Source organism: Candidatus Frankia alpina (assembly GCF_902806485.1).
Taxonomy (GTDB): domain Bacteria; phylum Actinomycetota; class Actinomycetes; order Frankiales; family Frankiaceae; genus Frankia; species Frankia alpina.
On the sequence record NZ_CADCWT010000091.1, the window covers coordinates 1 to 16,637 of the forward strand.

The 16,637-nt window shown below is 72.2% G+C and carries 11 protein-coding genes and 3 pseudogenes; 4 read left to right on the forward strand and 10 right to left on the reverse strand.

Features of this window, described 5'->3' with window-relative positions:
* Positions 1-159 precede the first annotated feature (159 nt).
* Positions 160-1,290: a S53 family peptidase gene (locus G6R25_RS11910; protein WP_136449580.1), complete on the forward strand. Its 1,131-nt coding sequence runs from the start codon at positions 160-162 to the stop codon at positions 1,288-1,290.
* Between the two features lie 121 nt (positions 1,291-1,411).
* Here the strand turns inward: G6R25_RS11910 and G6R25_RS30400 are convergent.
* The 10 genes and pseudogenes from G6R25_RS30400 to G6R25_RS11955 all read right to left on the reverse strand — a co-directional run.
* Positions 1,412-1,492 (reverse strand): annotated as a pseudogene (locus G6R25_RS30400) (Lsr2 family DNA-binding protein); the annotation flags it as partial.
* Between the two features lie 6 nt (positions 1,493-1,498).
* Positions 1,499-1,849, reverse strand: coding sequence for a hypothetical protein (locus G6R25_RS11915; protein ID WP_163553022.1), 351 nt, complete (start codon positions 1,847-1,849; stop codon positions 1,499-1,501).
* A complete protein-coding gene (locus G6R25_RS11920; protein ID WP_163553023.1) occupies positions 1,746-5,177 on the reverse strand; it encodes an AAA family ATPase in 3,432 nt (1,143 codons plus the stop codon). Before G6R25_RS11920 ends, G6R25_RS11915 begins: the two co-directional genes overlap by 104 nt.
* Positions 5,102-6,412 carry a metallophosphoesterase family protein gene (locus tag G6R25_RS11925; RefSeq protein ID WP_163553024.1) on the reverse strand — a complete coding sequence of 437 codons (1,311 nt, stop codon included), beginning with the start codon at positions 6,410-6,412 and terminating at the stop codon, positions 5,102-5,104. Before G6R25_RS11925 ends, G6R25_RS11920 begins: the two co-directional genes overlap by 76 nt.
* Positions 6,413-6,661: 249 nt before the next feature.
* Positions 6,662-7,423, reverse strand: a complete 762-nt coding sequence (locus tag G6R25_RS11930) for a copper chaperone PCu(A)C (RefSeq protein WP_163553025.1) — start codon at positions 7,421-7,423, stop codon at positions 6,662-6,664.
* 3 nt (positions 7,424-7,426) lie between these two features.
* Complete coding sequence (locus G6R25_RS11935) at positions 7,427-8,764, reverse strand: Dyp-type peroxidase (protein WP_235948180.1); 1,338 nt, start codon at positions 8,762-8,764, stop codon at positions 7,427-7,429.
* A complete protein-coding gene (locus G6R25_RS11940; RefSeq protein ID WP_235948182.1) occupies positions 8,761-9,483 on the reverse strand; it encodes an SCO family protein in 723 nt (240 codons plus the stop codon). Before G6R25_RS11940 ends, G6R25_RS11935 begins: the two co-directional genes overlap by 4 nt.
* A 173-nt stretch (positions 9,484-9,656) precedes the next feature.
* The gene (locus G6R25_RS11945; RefSeq protein ID WP_163553026.1) at positions 9,657-10,373 is read right to left on the reverse strand and encodes a hypothetical protein; all 717 of its coding nucleotides are present in this window, start codon (positions 10,371-10,373) and stop codon (positions 9,657-9,659) included.
* A 2-nt stretch (positions 10,374-10,375) separates the two neighbouring features.
* Entirely contained in the window at positions 10,376-11,773 is a 1,398-nt protein-coding gene (locus tag G6R25_RS31430) for an EAL domain-containing protein (protein WP_473246894.1), read from the reverse strand.
* 160 nt (positions 11,774-11,933) lie between these two features.
* Positions 11,934-12,729, reverse strand: a pseudogene (locus tag G6R25_RS11955) (LysR family transcriptional regulator).
* A 653-nt stretch (positions 12,730-13,382) separates the two neighbouring features.
* Here G6R25_RS11955 and G6R25_RS11960 point away from each other — a divergent pair.
* From G6R25_RS11960 to G6R25_RS11970, 3 genes and pseudogenes are all read left to right on the forward strand, one after another.
* Positions 13,383-14,201 carry an alpha/beta fold hydrolase gene (locus tag G6R25_RS11960; RefSeq protein ID WP_163553027.1) on the forward strand — a complete coding sequence of 273 codons (819 nt, stop codon included), beginning with the start codon at positions 13,383-13,385 and terminating at the stop codon, positions 14,199-14,201.
* Positions 14,202-14,247: 46 nt separating this feature from the next.
* The gene (locus tag G6R25_RS11965) at positions 14,248-15,420 is read left to right on the forward strand and encodes an LLM class flavin-dependent oxidoreductase (RefSeq protein ID WP_163553028.1); all 1,173 of its coding nucleotides are present in this window, start codon (positions 14,248-14,250) and stop codon (positions 15,418-15,420) included.
* Positions 15,417-16,637 (forward strand): annotated as a pseudogene (locus G6R25_RS11970) (acyl-CoA dehydrogenase family protein); the annotation flags it as partial. The gene G6R25_RS11965 and the pseudogene G6R25_RS11970, both read left to right, overlap by 4 nt.

A 16,637-nucleotide genomic window follows, 5' to 3' on the forward strand; every position in this document is an offset into this window, starting at 1 on the left:
CACACCCCGCAACAATTACCCAACCTCACAAATCGTTGCCGGGAATGGCTCACTGGCCGCGGGCAGGTGGTTGGAGTCCTGGAGTTGGACGGCTACATCGACAGTGACATCAAGGTGTACCAGCAAAAGAATGGAATACCGAACGTTCCACTCTAAAACGTGTATCTGGACGGCTACACCGGAGGGAACCCCAACGAAGAGTCGGCGGCAGACATCGAGCTGGTCATCTCAATGGCGCCCGACCTGGACAAGGTGATCATCTATGGCGCACCTTACAGCAACGCTGGAATCGTCGATGCACTGCACGAGATGGCCAAGCCGACCAAAGGCGAGCCGTTTCCGCATCAGATCACGACTTCGTACTATTTCTTCTATGACAAGAATGTCTATGATGCACTGACCCGGCTCGCGATACAAGGGCAGGCACTGTTCGTCGCTTCCGGCGATTTCGGTGCCTATAACGAAACCTCTGGATCCGGGGCCTTTCCACCCTCGGATCATCCTCTCGTCACTTCCGTCGGCGGCACCGAGCTTCAAACCAGCGGCCCCGGCGGTGTCTGGATCTCCGAAACGGCGGCTTGGTTTAGCGGCGGCGGTTACAGCCACTGGGGAAGCGATCCGCAGTTTGCAATTCCCTGGTGGCAAGCCGGCATGGACTACACGGTATGCAAAGGATCGGCCACCGTCCGAAACGCGCCCGACGTTTCAATCGTGGCGGAAAACATCGAAGTTTTCTCCAATGGCAGTTGGAATAGCTTTGCAGGTACAAGCGCGGCGGCTCCGCTGTGGGCTGGCTTCATGGCATTGGCCAATGAACAGGCTGCAGCGTTGGGTAGACCGCGCATTAGGTTCGCCAATCCGGCGCTGTGGGCAATTGGACGAGACAGAAGTCGCACGTATTTTCACGACATCACGACCGGCAGCAACTTCAACAGCGCTAACCCGAGCTTGTATAGCGCCGTCGCCGGCTACGATCTTGTCGCCAGGTGGGGAACTCCGAACGGTAGCGACCTGATTGACGCTCTTGTTGCCTACGGCATTCATCGTGTTCAACTCCCTTACATCTACGATATTTTGTGGTGGATCAAGACGCATGGTGGACTGCTGCCACCACCGCCTCCCGCACCTTGGCGAGCCCAGTTTGCGGCGGCGGTCGACCTGACTGCCGCCGCCAGCAGGGTTTCCCCTCAGATGCGTCCCGACGTTCTTGAACTCACGTTGCGACAACTCTCGATTACGATTGAGGGTATGAAAAAGGAAATTGAGGCGCTACGGAGAACGTGGGAGTAGAGACGCCGGGTGGCCTGGGTAATCCCCCCCGGGCTCCCCCAGAGTCCGGTAGGCCGCCGGTGTGGTGCCCCCGATCGTGCGGGGGGCACCACTCTGGCGAGGAGCGGTGTCGGCGGGGAGCTCAGTTGCGCTGTGCGTGGAGGAAGGCGTCGACGATGTTCGCGGCGATGCGGCCTCGGTCTCCGACGTCGTAGCCGTGTGCCCGTGCTCAGAGACGGACGTCCCCTGGGTCGTAGTCGGCGGCGGGGGGAGCCAGGGTTCGTTCCCGCGCCGGCCGTCCAGGTGAGGCCGAGGGGGAGGACCGGCGGGTGAGGGCGGTGTCGCCGTTACTGGCGGTGGCGGTGGCGAGGGAGGTCCTGATCTGGTCGGCCTCGCGTAGGCCCGGCGGCGTGTTCACGTGGGGGAGCCGGCTGATGTGTACGGATTCTGCCAGGTGCGGGTCGGCGGTGATGAGGTCAGTGAGGTGGTGATGATGGGTGAACACGATGATCTGCCAGTTCCGGGCGAGTTCCGCCAGGACGCGCAGGGCGGTGATGGCCCGGCGGTCGTCGAAGGCCATCAGCACGTCGTCGAGGACGACGGGGAGGGACACGTCGCCGCGGGCGGCGCGGGTCGCGTTGCAGCTGGTCGATCGCGGCGAGCCGGAGCGCGAGGTAAACCTGGTCGGCGGTGCCTTCGGACAGCTCGCCGGGTTCGCGTTCCTGCTCGTCGGCGCGGACGACGCGGAGGAACCGCTGGTCGCCGCGGTCGACCGCGCGCAGCGCGACACAGTACCCGCCGGTGAGGCGTTCGAGGATGCGCCCGGCATCGCCGAGCAGCGGGGAGGCGTGGCGGCGTTCGTAGGCTTCGAGCTGTTCACGGAGGAGGTGATGTTGGATGGTGGCGATGAGGTACCGTTCGGCTCCTTCGGCGACCAGCGCGAGGTGCTCCTGGGCCTGGGCGTGCTGATCGGCTACGCTGCGAGCGCCGCGTAGCAGACGGAGCCGTTCGGTGCTCGCGCCGAGGGCCCGGAATGCCTCGTCCTGGGCGGTGGAGCAGGCGTCGCGTTCCTCGTGGGCGTCGGTGAGTTCCCGGTCCAGGTCGGCGTCGTCGCGGTCGGCGAGGTCCTTGACGAGGGTTTCGAGGTCGTGGTCGGGTGCCGCGGTGCAGATCATGGTCTCGGTGGCCGTCTGTTCGGCCCGCGTTGTCTGGACCGCGCGGCTGCGTTCGAGCACCGCGGTCAGCGGATGGTCCGGGGGGAGTTCCGCCTCGTCGCGCAGCCGGTTCAGGTGCTCGGCCGTGTCGGTGCGCCGGGCGTGGGCGGCGGCGAGCTGGTCGGTCAGCTCGGTGATGGTGCGGTCCATGACCTTGGCGGCGGCGCGGGCCGCGCGGGCAGCGCGTAGCCGCTCGGCAAGGCGGTCCAGGACGGCGGCGGGCGGGGGGTCGTCGTGTCCGTCGTCGCTGTGTCCGTCGTCGCTGTGGCGGGTGGCGAGCGCGGCTACCTCGCCGGCGAAGGTGTCGATGCGGGCCTGGGCGTCGGCCGCGTGGGTGCGGGCCCGGGTCGTGGTGTGCTGGGCGGCCTGGGCCTGGGTCAACGCGGTGTGCCACGCCGCCCAGCCTGCCGGGGTCATCGCCGAGGGCAGGCCCGCGGTCTGCAGCTGGGTGGTCCACTGCTGCTGGGCGGTGTGCAGGTCGGCGGCGCGGTCGGCGTGGGCCTGGCGGGCATCGGCGGTGTGGCGGGCGTGCAGGGCCGCGCTGGCGCGTTCCTCGCGGGCGGCGTCGTCGTCGGTGAGGATCTGCTCGGCGGCGGCCAAGGCCGTGTCGAGGTCGGCGCCGGGGTTCGGCTGGCCCAGCTGGGTGAGGGCCTCGGCCAGGGTGGCTCGTTGGGCGTCGGCCTGGCCGGTCAGGGCGGTGATGCGGCGTTCCGCGGCCAGCAGGGTGGTCTGTGCCTGCTGGGCGTCGTCGAGCGCGCGGCGGACGTCGTCGGCCTGGTCCACCTCCGGTGGGGTGAGTCCGAGATCGTTCCAGAAGGCGTCCCAGTCCCGCTGCGCCTGCTCTTTTGCGTCGAGCGCGGCCGGGCGGGCGACTGCGGCGGCCCGCTGGCGGTCGGTGGCGTCGGTGAGAACGCGCTGCTTCTGAGCCTGTTTCGCTGCAGTCGAGGCGTGGCCGATCAGATCGTCGGCGATCTCGTCGGCGCGGCGCACCGTGGTGGCGAGGCAGGGCAGCAGCTCCTCGGCCCTCGTCGGGGTCAACCCGCTTGCCGCGGCCTCGACTAGCCGGGCCCACAGGTCGTCGCGTTCCGCCCGGACCTGCGCGAGCATCTCCGGGTCGGGCAGGCGCTGCCCGACGACGGTCCTGGCCAGCTGCTGACGCGCCTGGTCCACGGCCGACCCGGCGTCCGCGACCTCCTTTTCACTGCGAACCCAGGCGTGGTCGGATTCAGCGAGGCGCTGGCACGCCAGGCGAACCGCGTCCCGGCTCGGCCCGGCTGGCGGGGCCGCGTCGACCTCGCGGGCGCCCGCGCGGTGCAGCGCGTCGTGACGGTCCCCCAGCGCGGTGGCCGCGGTGTCCACGGACGCCCTGAGCTGCTGAGACGCGGACCCTTCCGCGCGGATCGTGGTGACCACACCGCGGAGCAGGACGATCAGCCGCGGGTCGCGGGGGGCCGCCGTGGAGACAGCGGCCCGCTCGCGGGCCAGGGCCACCCGGGCCGCCTCATCGGCCCGTCCGACCTCGGCGCTCAGCGCGTCGAGTCGGGCGCCCAGCGTGTCCAGGTCGGCTGCGACATTGACCGGGATGTGCAGCGCGGCGAGCAACTCCTCGGTCGGCCGCTGCCCGTCCGGGCCGACCAGTCCACCCGGGCGGACCAGCCCGTGGAGCAGTCTCGTGGCCTCGTCGGCCCGGTCTTCGGCCTCGCGGTCGTGTTCCGCGGCCGTGGTGGCATCCCCGGCGCGGGCTTCGATCAGCCGTTCCAGCCGGCTGATCGCGGCGCCGTCGGTGAGCAGCGCGTCGTCGATGTGCAGCGCCGCCCGATCGCGGGCCTTGGCGGCAAGGTCGGTCTCGAGCCGCTCTGCGTCGCCGGCCGCGGCGTCGAGCTCGTGGCGGGCGGTGTCGAACGCGTCGAGCTGCTCGGCGGGCAGCACCAGCCCGGTGACGCGCAGCCGGGCGTGCTCGGCCCGCAGGCCGATCAGGGCGTGGACGCCGGGCAGGGCACGGCGCCGCTGGTCGGCGAGGGCGTACCGCTCAGCGGCGGAGCTCAGCCGGGCCGCCGCGATGTCGGCGCTGCGCTGATGGCGTGCCTGTTCGTCCTGCGCGTCGCGGACGGCTCCCGCCCGGGTCATGGACGACTCCGCGGCGGCGCGGACACGGTCGAACTCCAGCAGCGCCGCACGGACCCGCACGCTCCTGTTGCCGCGGTGCGGCTTGTACAGCTTTTCCTTTTCCTCTTCCAGGGTGGACAGCAGCTCGCGCACCGCTCGCCCGCTGCGGGCCGCGAACACCAGTTCCGCCAGATCCCCCGTGCCGCGAAAAACGGCGAAGCCGCCGTCCTTCAGCTCTTCGCGCGACAGGCCGAACGCCCGGCGCCAGTGTTCGCGGCCGCCCTGCCCCCACAGCGGGGTGAACGGATGCCCGTCCGGGCTGGTCGACAGGCCGGTACGACGCCGGCGGAGGTCCACCTCCTGCCCGTCGGGCAGCTCGACACGGGCGGTGAGACTCAGTGTGCCCACGGCGAAGGTGTGGTCCTGATGGCCAGGGCGGAAACCCCACAGCAGGTCCGACAGCCCTGCCAGCGTCGTCGACTTCCCCGTCTCGTTGTCGCCGACGACCATGGTCAATCCCGCGCCGAACGCGATACCGCGCCCCTCGAAGGCGCCGTAGCGTTCCAGGCCGAACGAGCGGATCCGCACCAGTCCTCCCCGTCGCCGACGAGCCGGGTGAACAGGCCGGCCCCGGCGCGGTGCGCGAGATCGGCCAGCGTCGCGGGATCGTTCAGATCGAGCAGACCGGCGCCGCGCAGCGCCCGTCCGACCTCGCGTTCCAACGGCCCGGCGAGCGCGGCGAGCCGGTCGGTGTCCCCGGCCAGATCGTCCGCGGCGGTGCGGATCGTCGCCATCAGCTCCGGGTCGACCGACGCGGGCGGGTGCGGGCTTGCCACCCGGACCTCGATCTTCTCGAGTGACACGGCCATGCCGGCCGCGACCATCTGCAGTTCCTCACGCAGGCGCTCCTCGTCCGTCAGAGCACCGGCGGCCGGTGAGGTGCCGACGAGGACGACGCGGGCGACGACCGGCCGGGCGCCCGCGTCGCTGCGCGTCACCTGCAGGTGCCCGCCGACACAGGCCAGCACGTCGTCCAGCGTGCGGCACGCCGCGACGTCGATCCTCAGCGAGGCCCAGCGGGCGACATCGCACGGCTCCAGGCGTATCACCGGCGCCCGGCCGGGTTCGAGCTCGACGACCAGCGCGCCTTTGGGACCGCTCTCCCGGGGATGACGTCCCTGCAGGTTGCCGCTGAACGCGGCCACCCGCTCGCCGTCGCCGAAGATCCGGTGGGTGTGGACATGGCCGAGCGCGAAGTAGTCGTAACCCGTCCGGGTGAGGTCGTCGACGGTGCACGGCGCGTAGAGGGCATGGCCTTCGGCGCCCTCGACCGCGGTGTGCAGGAGCCCGACGTTGACCATGCCGCCGATGGCGTCCGGATAGGCCCGGGCCAGGTTCGTCTCGACATCACGGGTGGCGTAGCTCTGCCCGTGCACCGCCAGGTCGATCTCGTCGACGACGACCGTGCCGGCCTCGTCGGCGCCGAAGACTGTGACGTTCGGCGGCAGGCTCAGCGATCGTGCGATCTCGCTCTGCGCGTCATGGTTGCCCCGGACCAGGAACACGGGGATCTGCTCGTCATGCAGCCGCCCCATCTGCTCCACGAAGAACCGACCGGTCCCGTAGTCCCGCCACTCTCCGTCGTAGATGTCACCAGCAAGCAGCAACCCGTCCGCGCCGATCGCGACCGTCAGCTCGGTGAGGTTCTCCAACGCTCGACGCGTGGCCTGGCGCAGCAGATCAGCCAGCGCGCCGTCACCGAGCCTGGACAGCCCTCGCAGGGGACTGTCCAGGTGAACATCAGCGGCATGAACGAGACGCACTTTCCCCCCGAGGATCGGCGCAGCCCTCCCCGCCGTCGACGACGAGTGAGCCGGCGCAACCGTCGGACCGTAGTACGACAGCGGACCACATCCGACCGGACGCGGAAACGCCACCAGGTGAAGCGTAAACAGCGTTGAAAGGTTGACTATCTGTTGCTTTTTGCCTGGGATTTCGTTGTGACACGCGACGCACCACTCGGACGGTGTTCACATGGCTCTCCGCTGCGGTCGGCCCTGTGGTGGTGCTGTCTACCGGCCGGTTGGCATGGCCATGCCCGGCATACCGCTCATGCCGTCGGGAGCCGTACGTGCGCCATCGCCGCCGGTCGAGCCGCTGTAGCCGACGACGGGCACGGCCAGGCGAACCTGCCCGGCGTGGGCGAAGGCGAGTGCGAGGGTCACCCGCTGCCTCTGGGTGAGCCGCCGGACGGGGTTCATCAGCATGAGATGGTTGTGGCCGACGGTGAGCGCGGCGGTGCCATGAGCGGGGACGGCGAGGTGGGAGACCATCTCCATCCTCTCGGCGCCGCCGTGCGCGACGGTGGTGTGCAGCGTGACCATCGGCGCCGCCGCGGTAGTGACCGACGTGAGGGTGTCGGGGGCGGCGCCGCTGTTGGTGACGGTGAAGTAGGCGGCGGCCTCGGACTCGGACGCCTGCTGGGGGATGTAGGCGCCCCGGATGTGCAGGTCGCCGGCGTCGGCGCTACCGGTGCCGGACGTCGAGGCTGCGCCGGACGTCGAGGCTGCGCCGGACGTCGAGGCTGCGCCGGACGGTGAGGCTGCGCCGGACGGTGAGGCTGCGCCGGACGGTGAGGCTGCGCCGGACGGTGAGGACGCCGGCTTCGGCGAGTCCGAGCCGGCCGAGCCGCACCCGGCGATACCGAGCACGGCCGCGGTCGCGAGCAGCCCCGCGGTCAGCCGGGCATGGCCGCGTCGGCGGCGGGCTCGCGGCCCGGGGGCGGGCAAGGGCGTGGCCGTGGGCGTGGCCGTGGGCGTGGTCGTGGGCGGCATGGTTCAGCTCTCCAGTAGCTGCTGGCCGACGTAACCCCCGGTGGGGGCGGCCGGGGGGACGGCGAACAGGGCGCTGCCGGTGTGGCGGATGACGGCGGACAGCGCGTCGAGCCGGTCGAGCTTGCGTTGGACGGCGGTGAACGCGGTCCGCGGGTCGGCCTGGTAGGCGAGGAAGAACAGCCCGGCGTCGGGCTGGCCGTCGGCGTCCAGCCCGTCGTGGTAGGAGTAGCCGCGGCGCAGCATGCGGACCCCGTTGTTGAACTGCGGATGGGACAGCCGGACGTGGGAGTTCACCGGGATCATCGGGGTGCCGTCGGCGTGCCGGGCGAGGAAGTCCGGGTCGGTGTGTTCGATGCCGCCGCTCAGCGGGGCGCCGGTGACCTTCGCCCGGCCGATGATCTTCTCCTGGGCGTCGAGGGCGAACAGGTCCCAGCGGTCGAGGTCCATCCGGATGCGGCGGGCGACCAGGTAGCTTCCCCCCGCCAGCCAGGACGGGGACAGGCTGTCCGCCCAGACCGCGAGGTCGAACACGGCGGTGCCGGCCGTCGGGTTGTTGGTGCCGTCGAGCTGGCCCATCAGGTTGCGGGCGGTGCCGAACGGGTCGTCGGCCGCGGCGGCGGTCCGGCGGAATCCGTGCTGCACCCACCGGGGCGACGCGTGGCCGCGGGCGAGGGTGTCCAGGTGGCGGGCCGCGGAGATGGCGGCCATCGGGTCCTCGGCGCAGATCTGCACGGCGAGGTCGCCGTCGCCGCGAGCCGGGTCGAGCTGGTCGTGGGGGAAAGCCGGGATCGGGGCGAGCTGCGGTGGGATGCGGCTGCCCAGCCCGGCTCGGCGCAACGCCGAGGCGCCGATGCCCACGGTGACGGTGAGCCCCGCCGGCGCCAGGCCGAGGGTGCGCTGGCCTGTTCCCGCCGGCTGCCGGCCGGCCATGAGGACGCTGGTAGCCTGCGTCCACGCGGTCAGCAGGGCACGCAGCTCGGCGCGCGCCTGCGTCGCCGCGGCGGCGGTTAGGTCATAGGCGGTGAACACGAGCTGCGCGGGCGGCCGTTCGACGATCCCGGGCTGATGCGGCCCGCCGGGACGGACGGCGGCGACGGCACGCGTCCGTTCCCGGTCCAGCGCCGACGGGCCGTGCGGCCCGGTGGCGCGTTCGACCAGGCCCCCGGTGACGGCGCCGGCGGCCCCACCGGCCCCGACGAGCCCGACCCGGCCGAGGAAGGCCCGCCGCCCCAGCCTCCTGTCAGGCTGATCGCCGGCCGGTATCGATGCCGGCTCCGGTATTTCCGGGGATGGCGGCGCCGTGGGCGGCGGGACGGATGGCGGCGGGGTGGCGGGCGTCAACGGGAGCCCTTCACCAGCAGGGGGATGTCGTGAGCGTAGTCCGTGGGGGTGATGCCGGCGAGGTAGACGGTGCGGGCGGCACCGTCGGGGCCGAACGCGGTGACCTGGGAGCCGTGGTCGACCTCCCAGCTTCCGTCGGCCTGCCGCCGTGGCCGTTCGAGGGGGATGGCGAGCTGCTGGGCGTAGCCGGCGATCTGGTTCCAGCTGCCGGTCAGGCCGACGAAGGTCGGATCGAACTGGGTCAGCCAGGCATGCAGCACCGCGGGGGTGTCCCGGTCCGGATCGGTGGTCACGAACACGACCGTGACGTGGCGGCGGACGGCCGGGCTGAGCTGGCTCAGACCGGCGGCGATGTCGGCCATCGTGGTCGGGCAGACGTCTGGGCAGTGGGTGTAGCCGAAGTAGACCAGCGTCAGCTTCCCGCCCGTCGCGGCGCGCAGGTCGTAGCTCCGGCCGGCGGTGTTGGTCAGCCTGATGTCAGGTTTCGGCAGCGAGGCGGCGAGCGCCGTGCCCCGCAGGCCGGCGGCCGGCGACGCGTCGTCGAGGTGGACGATCGAGCTTCCCGACCCTTTCGCCGCCGACCCGCCACAGCCGGCTGCGGCCAGGGCCAGCAGCACGGCGATGCAGACCGCGCCGGCCGGGCGGCGACCGTATCGACGACGGCGGCGACGGTGGCGCCGGTGGGCCGCGGATGGACCGATGATTTCGCCTGCGTCCACAGCGAGGTTCCTTCACTTCTTGAGCGTGCACTTCTTGAGCGTGGTCGGGTGAACGACGTGCCCGGTGTCTTCCAGTCGCGAGTCGGCCGTGCGGCGGTGGTGTGCGGGCACGACAGACCGCAGCCGTTGGCGGGTGGGAACCGCGGACCACGGGTAGGCCGGAGGGGACGGCTTCAGCAGGGGGTGCTGGTGGCCGCCGGCGGACGTGGCGGACCGCGCAGGACGCGGGCATGGCAGAGCCAGGATGGCGGCGGACGGTGGTTCGGGGGTCGCCCGGGCGCTCGCAGCAGCCGGTGCACGGCGACCGCGACGGGATCCGTCGTCGTCCTGCCGAGCAGGACGGCCAGCGCGACCGTCGCCGCGGACAGCGTCACCGTCGCGAGGCGGGCCGCGGTACTGACCGCGTCGTCGCAGCGGTGCAGCAGCGCCGCCATCGCCGCCGCGGCCAGCAGGTGAGCACCGAGCATGAGTGGACCGCCGTGCCACGGCGCGATCGGCATCGCGGGTGGGGCGGGCAGCAGCGGTGCCTGCGCGCGAAGCAGCCGGCGGACCACCGCGTCGGGGATCTCGCCGCCGGGGGACATGCACAGCGTGGATCGCAGGGCGGCGCTCATCCGGCCGGTCGACCCGGCGAACGGCGCCAGGCTGAACAGCGTGTGCAGCCCGGCCTGCACGGCGACCATGGCGGCGACGACCGTCGGAAGTGTGCGGGTACGGCCGGCGAACGGGGCCGCCAGGATCGCGACCGCACCGACCGCCATGACCAGCGCCGCCGGCGCGGGCGCGCCGCCGTGGGCGAGGGCATGGGCGGCGGCGGCGAGCCCGGTGCAGGCCAGGGCGAACACGGTGCCGCGCAGCAGCCGTGCCGCGCCACCCCCACCCAGCCCCATGTCTACATAGTGTAGAACTTCCGGATCGGCACTCGTCCGAGTGCGGGCGGCCAGCACACGCCTGCTTGCAACGACCCGCCGCCGGCGTGGATGGCCGCCGGTCGGCTGCTGGCGCGGCGCGGCCGCTGGGTACGCCGGGGGTCGGGATCAACGGCGGGCGTCGGCCGGTGCCTGCACGCCGCCGGGGACACCCGCGCGCTGCGCGTCGGGCCGCAGCCAGGCTGCCCCGGCGGGCGGGCCGGGGCGGCCCAGCAGGTAGCCCTGACCGTAGAGGATGCCCGCGGCCATCGCGGTGGCCAGCTCCGCCGCAGTCTCGATGCCCTCCGCGACGACGCTGCCCCCGATCTCGCCGGCGACCTGGACCAGGCCGGTCGCGATGGCGCGGCGGGCGGCGTCGGCGTCGATGCCCCGGGTGATGATGCGGTCCAGCTTGATGATGTCCGGGCGCAGGTGGAGGAGCTGCTCCAGGCCCGCATAGCCGGTGCCGATGTCGTCGATGGCGACCGGCTGCGCAGCATCTCGACGGCTTTCAGCAGGTGCTTGTCGGTCCCGATGTGCTCATGCTCGGTGATCTCGATGACGAGCCGGCCGGCCGCGTCGGGAAGCAGGTCCAGCAGGCCGGCGGAGATGGTGGAGGGGGAGGCGTTGACGGCCAGGGTGAGGCCGCCGGAAAGCACGGGCAGGACGGCGAGCGCCCGGCCGATCGCGAGTCGTTCCAGCTCGGTGCTCAGTCCGACGGTGGCCGCGTCGGTGTACCAGCGTTGCGCCCCGCCACGCGTGCCTGGGAACCGGGACAGCGCCTCCACTCCGATGATGCACTGGTCGGCTAGCCGGAAGATCGGCTGATAGATGATCTGGGAGCAGCCGCTGTCGATGAGGTCGCTGACCTCCTGCCAGATCTGGCGCCGCCGCGCCCACATCTCGTGCAGGTCGAGGATGGTGTCGCTGAGGAACGCCGCCAGCAGCCGCAGGAAGCGCCCGTCGCGGTCGGGCCTCGCGCGTCGGGCCTGGTGCCCGATGCAGCAGAGGATGCCGTACACCTTGCCCTCGCCGTCGATGATCGGCGCCGAGGCGTAGGAGCCGATGCCGCTGTCCCAGACGTCGCGATGGCCGGCGAGGCGCGGATCGGCCCGGGTGTCCGCGACGATCTCGGGCAGCTCGCCGGCCAGCACCAGCCCGAGCATGGAGTTCCGGCGGCCGGCCGCCGCGCCCGCGTGCAGCCCGAATCCGGCGACGTCCCCGCTTAACACCTGCAGGACCAGGTGTTCGTCCTCGACCCTGGCCAGCGCGGCGAGATCCATGCGTAGCTGGCGGCGCAGGATCTCAAGGAGATCCGCGATCACCATGTCCGGTTGGGACAGTTCCGTCTCAGCGGCGGCCATCGCCAACGCGGGCACCATCCGGACCACCTCCGTGAGGAGTATGCCTGCCGTGACCTGCGGTCATGCCGGACGGCCCCGACGGGTGGGCAGACGGCCGGAGCCGGGACCCGGGAGCGGGCCGTGGTCGCAGGCCATCGTGTCAGGCCGTGGTCGCAGGCCGTGGTCGCAGGCCGTCGTGTCAGGCCAGCGCGGCGATGACGGTGTCGCCGATGAGTTCGGCGAGCCGGGGTGGCGCACCGCGGCGGGTCCGGATGTGCAACGGCTCGGGGGCGACCGCAGGCAGGTCATCTCGCCGGGGTGCTGCAGGCCGCCCGGGCGAGATGACCTGCCTCGCCGACCACCCAGGCGGTGCGCCCGACGCGCGCCAGCGTGTTCAGCGCCTGGCTGCGGATCGTGCACGGATCGTTGATGGCCACCAGGGGCAGCGGGCGGTCCGGCGGCGGCGGCGTCCAGCCGACCGCGGCGTACCAGGCCAGCGGCAGGGCGCCGGCAGGCCGGGACATGGTGGCGCGGGCCGCGCCGATCAGCACGGCGACATCGACCGCGCCCTGGTCGAGTGCCTCGTTGAGGCGAGCCCCCCGGTCGAGCCGGAACTGCACCCGCACATCCGGGAACCTGGTGGTCAGCGCCGCCATCCACAGCGGCAGCAGATGATCCGCGGCGTGCTCGGTGGCGCCGACGGTGATCGTGGACGGCCGGGCCGCGGCGCCGACGCCGAGCTGCTCGAGCGTGCCGTCGTGCAGGGCGAGGATCCGTCGCGCCGCGGCGAGCAGGAGCTCACCATCGGGGGTGAAGCGGGTGGCCCGGCCGTCCGGCTCGACCAGCGGGCGCCCGACCGTCTTCTCCAGCCGCCGGACGTGCTGGCTCACGGCGGACTGGGAGACACACAGACTCTCCGCGGCCCGCCGGAAGCCGCCGCTGTCGGCGATCGTGATGAGGCTACGCAAAGCGTTTATGTCGAGCACGGAGGACACACGGCGCACGATACACCAACCGATCGCAAATTCTGATCGGTGCGATCGCGGATCTGCGTTGGACAACCGATGAAAAACCCACGATTCTCATAGACATGGTCGGCGAATTGCGCGCAATCCGGTACGGACAGGTCAACGCCCCTCGTGCCGGCTGTGCCGTCGCCGTCCCGCTGCCACGGCGGATGTTGACTCGTCGACGGGTCGTTGACTTCGGCATCCTCGCGTCGTCCTGTTGTCGCTGCCGCTGACGCGGTTCGCACCGCCGGCCCCAGCCGGATCCGGGCGTTGCCCCGGCCTCGCCTGACGGCGCCGGCCTGGGGACGCCGTGGCCGGCCGGGTATCTTCCCCCTCCTGCTGCAACCGCCGCGTGCCGGGCGTCCCGGCCCGTCGGCGACATGCGGTGCCGCCGTCCTGGACGCAGGTCGAGTCCCGAACCTCGCACTTCGCGGCAGCGTGGTGGGCGTGGGTTCGGCGGCGCCGCCCTGGTGGAGCGTGGTGCACCCGCCTTTCTTCCGTCCGTGCGCCCCTGCGTGCCCACGTGGTCGCACGGCTGACCGTCCGCGACTGCCCCGCCCGCCGACCGCCGCAGCCAGACCACCCGCCGCCCCCATAACCCCGGACCGAGTCCCCACTCCCGGACGAAGGACGCCTCGATGACCTCCGCCCAGCTCTCCAGCACCCCCGCGCCGGCCCCGGCCATCGCCGCGTGGGACAACCCGCCCGCCGTCGCCCCGCGTGGGACGATCATCCTGGTCGTCGGGCGAGGTGAGCATCCCGGCATCTACGAGCGGTTCGGTGCCCGGATCGCGTTCGACGGCTACCGCGTGCGTGTGGTCGGCGACCCGACCCTGGACGCAAACGCGGTGACGGCGGACATCCAGACGCTGCTGAGCGACCCCGACCTGCCCGCCCCCCACATCCTGGCGGGTTCCGACGCCGGCGCCGCGTTCGTCGCCGCCCTCGCCGCGACGGGGGTCGTGCAGGCCGACGCACTGCTGCTCGTCGGCCTGCCGGCGGCCGCGGACAGCCGGCCTGCGCCGGCGGGCACCGAAGCCGCGGCCCCGGGCGACGCGGCGGGCGCACTGGACGCCGACGGCGAGGGCGTCTGGGCCGCCGAGCTCGCCGCCCGCACGGCCTGCCCGAGCCGCCGGGCCCGGCTCAGCCACGATCCCCACCTGCGCCGCGGCGGGCTGGACACGCCGGTGCCCCCGGCCTGGCTGGCCGACGGCGACCTGAGCCGGGTGAACGTGCCGGTGCTGGGCCTGCACGGCACCGCGGACCTCATCAGCCCGCTCGGCCCGGTGCGGGCCCGCTACGCGGCGGCGTCCCGCGCCGAGCTGGTCACCATCGACGGCGGCAAGCACGACGCCCTCAACGACGCCACCCACCGCACCGCCGCCGCGGCGGTCGTGCTCTTCCTCGAACGCCTGCGGCTCGGCAGTGATCTGCCCGCCATCGCGCGCTGGTCGTGACCTGCCCCCGCCGCCGCCGCGCCTGACCGTCTTCCGGAGGACCCTGATGCCCGTAGAGTTCATCAGCGCGATCAACATCAACCAATCCAACGAGCTCAACCGGCTCGGGCAGACCGCCATCGACCTGCCGTTCTTCAAGCGGTACGCGCGGGCGTTGGACGAGGGCGGCTTCGACTACACGCTCGTGGCCTACAGTTCGTCGTTCCACGACCCGTTCACCCTGGCCTCGGCGATCACCCAGCACACCGAGTGGGTCAAGCCGATCGTGGCGCTGCGGCCCAACACGATGTACCCGACGGTCGCCGCCAAGCAGCTCGCCACGCTGGACCAGCTCAGCGGCGGCCGGGCGGTCGTGCACTTCATCGCCGGTGGTGACGACCGCGAGCAGGCCCGCGAGGGCGACCGGCTGAGCAAGACCGAGCGTTACGCCCGGCAGTCGGAGTACATCGACATCCTGCGCAAGGCCTGGACCTCGACGACCCCGTTCGACCATGCCGGGACCTACTACTCGTTCGAGGACTTCGTCTCGCTGGTCCGGCCGGTCAACGCCACCATCCCGGTGTCGGTCGGCGGCTCCTCGGCCGAGGCCTACCAGGTCGGCGGCGCCAAGGGCGACATCTTCGGGCTCTGGGGTGAGCCGCTGAAGGAGACGAAGCAGCAGATCGACGCGGTGTACGAGCAGGCCCGCCTCGCCGGGCGCGGCGACACCCCGCGGATCTGGGTCACCTTCCGGCCGATCATCGCCCCGACCGAGGAACTCGCCTGGGAGAAGGCGCACCGCATCCTGGGCGTCCTGCAGGGCAACGGCGGGATCGTCCACAAGGGCTTCCGGATAGGCGGCAACGCCACCCCGGCCAACGTCGGCTCCCAGCGGCTGCTGGCCGCGGCCGCCCGCGGTGAGGTGCACGACCGCGCGCTGTGGACCGCCCCTGCCAAGGCGACCAACGCCGCCGGCGCGTCGGCGGCGCTGGTCGGGACGCCGGAGACGGTCGCCGCGGCGATCCTCGACTACGTCGACCTCGGCGCCGAGCTCGTCTCGATCCGCGGCTACGACAACTTCAACGACGTCGTCGACTACGGCCGCTACGTCCTGCCGCTGGTGCGCCAGGAGCTGGCCCACCGGGAGGCGACGGGCCAACGCGGCGAGGTCGTACCACTCGACGCGGGACTACCCCAGCCAGAGCTCGTCGGCGCGGCCGGGGCGCGGGTGGCGTCATGACCGCCCCGTCCGAAGCGATCGCGTCGTCGGCGGCCGAGGCCGGGTCCGTGCCGGTGGGCGAGGCCGTGCCAGGGGCCACGCCCGCGGCGCCGCTGCCCGAGGTCGACATCTCCGACGCCGCGCTGGCCCGGGTCGGCGCCCAGATCGCCGCCACCACCGAGGAGTACGACCGGTCGGGGGAGTTCCCCTGGAAGGGCGTGCAGGCCGTGCACGACGTGGGCCTGCTGCGTCTGGGTATCGACCCGCGCTACGGCGGGCGGGAGCTGAGCCCGACCGACAGCATCCGGGTGTTCCTCGCGCTCGGCAAGGGCGACCCGTCGGTGGCGCTGGTCTCCGCGATGACCGTCTTCCAGCACGTGCTGCAGGCCCGTGACCCGTTCTGGCCCGACGAGCTCTACCGGAAGGTCGTCGCCGACTCGCTCGACCGGCCGGTGCTGCTCAACGCGATCCGGGCGGAGCCGGAACTCGGCGCGCCGGCTCGCGGCGGCCTGCCGGCCACGAAGATCCGGCGCACCGCCGACGGCTGGGTGATCAACGGGCGCAAGGGCTTCGCGACCAGCTCCGAGGGGCTGAGCTACCACCTGGTGTGGGCGGCCACCGAGGAGGACGACCCGCTGCTCGGGCATGTGATCATCCCTGCCGACACGCCCGGCATCGAGATCGTCCGCACCTGGGATCACTTCGGGCTGCGGGCGAGCAGCACCCACGACGTGATCTACACCGACGTCGAGGTGCCCGCCGTCAACTTCCGCGGGCTGCCCGCCTCCACCCAGACTCCGGACGCCGGGTTCGCCGCCGTCGGGATCGGGGCGACCGCCCTGTACATCGGGGTGGGCCGGGCCGCGCAGGAGTTCTTCGTGCGGTTCGCCAACGAGCGGGTCCCCACGGCGCTGGGCCGGCCGATCGCCACGACCGAGCGGATCCAGACGATCGCAGGGGAGATCGAGGCGCAGCTCGTCGCCGCCGAGGAGATCGCCTTCGGGGTGGCCCGCCGCTTCGAGGAGGGCGCACCGCAGGCGGTGGAGCGTTCCATTCTCGCCAAGCCGCTCATCGCCCGGGCGGCGACCCCGGCCTGACCCGGCGCAACCCGCTCGAACGTCACCTGCGTGACGTCCACTGCGTCCGGGTCCACCCGCCGCAGGAGGACACCGCGCTGCTCATCGCGGGCCGCCGCGTCCTCGCCGCCGCGGTGCCTGCGGCTGCAACGCCCGCGGCCG

Coding starts and splice junctions, on each gene's coding strand:
- G6R25_RS11915 (WP_163553022.1), bottom strand. CDS start 1,849: ATGGCCTTCGACGACCGCCGGGCCATCACCGCCCTGCGCGTCCTGGCG.
- G6R25_RS11930 (WP_163553025.1), bottom strand. CDS start 7,423: ATGCCGCCCACGACCACGCCCACGGCCACGCCCACGGCCACGCCCTTG.
- G6R25_RS11945 (WP_163553026.1), bottom strand. CDS start 10,373: ATGGGGCTGGGTGGGGGTGGCGCGGCACGGCTGCTGCGCGGCACCGTG.
- G6R25_RS31430 (WP_473246894.1), bottom strand. CDS start 11,773: ATGGTGCCCGCGTTGGCGATGGCCGCCGCTGAGACGGAACTGTCCCAA.
- G6R25_RS11960 (WP_163553027.1), top strand. CDS start 13,383: ATGACCTCCGCCCAGCTCTCCAGCACCCCCGCGCCGGCCCCGGCCATC.
- G6R25_RS11965 (WP_163553028.1), top strand. CDS start 14,248: ATGCCCGTAGAGTTCATCAGCGCGATCAACATCAACCAATCCAACGAG.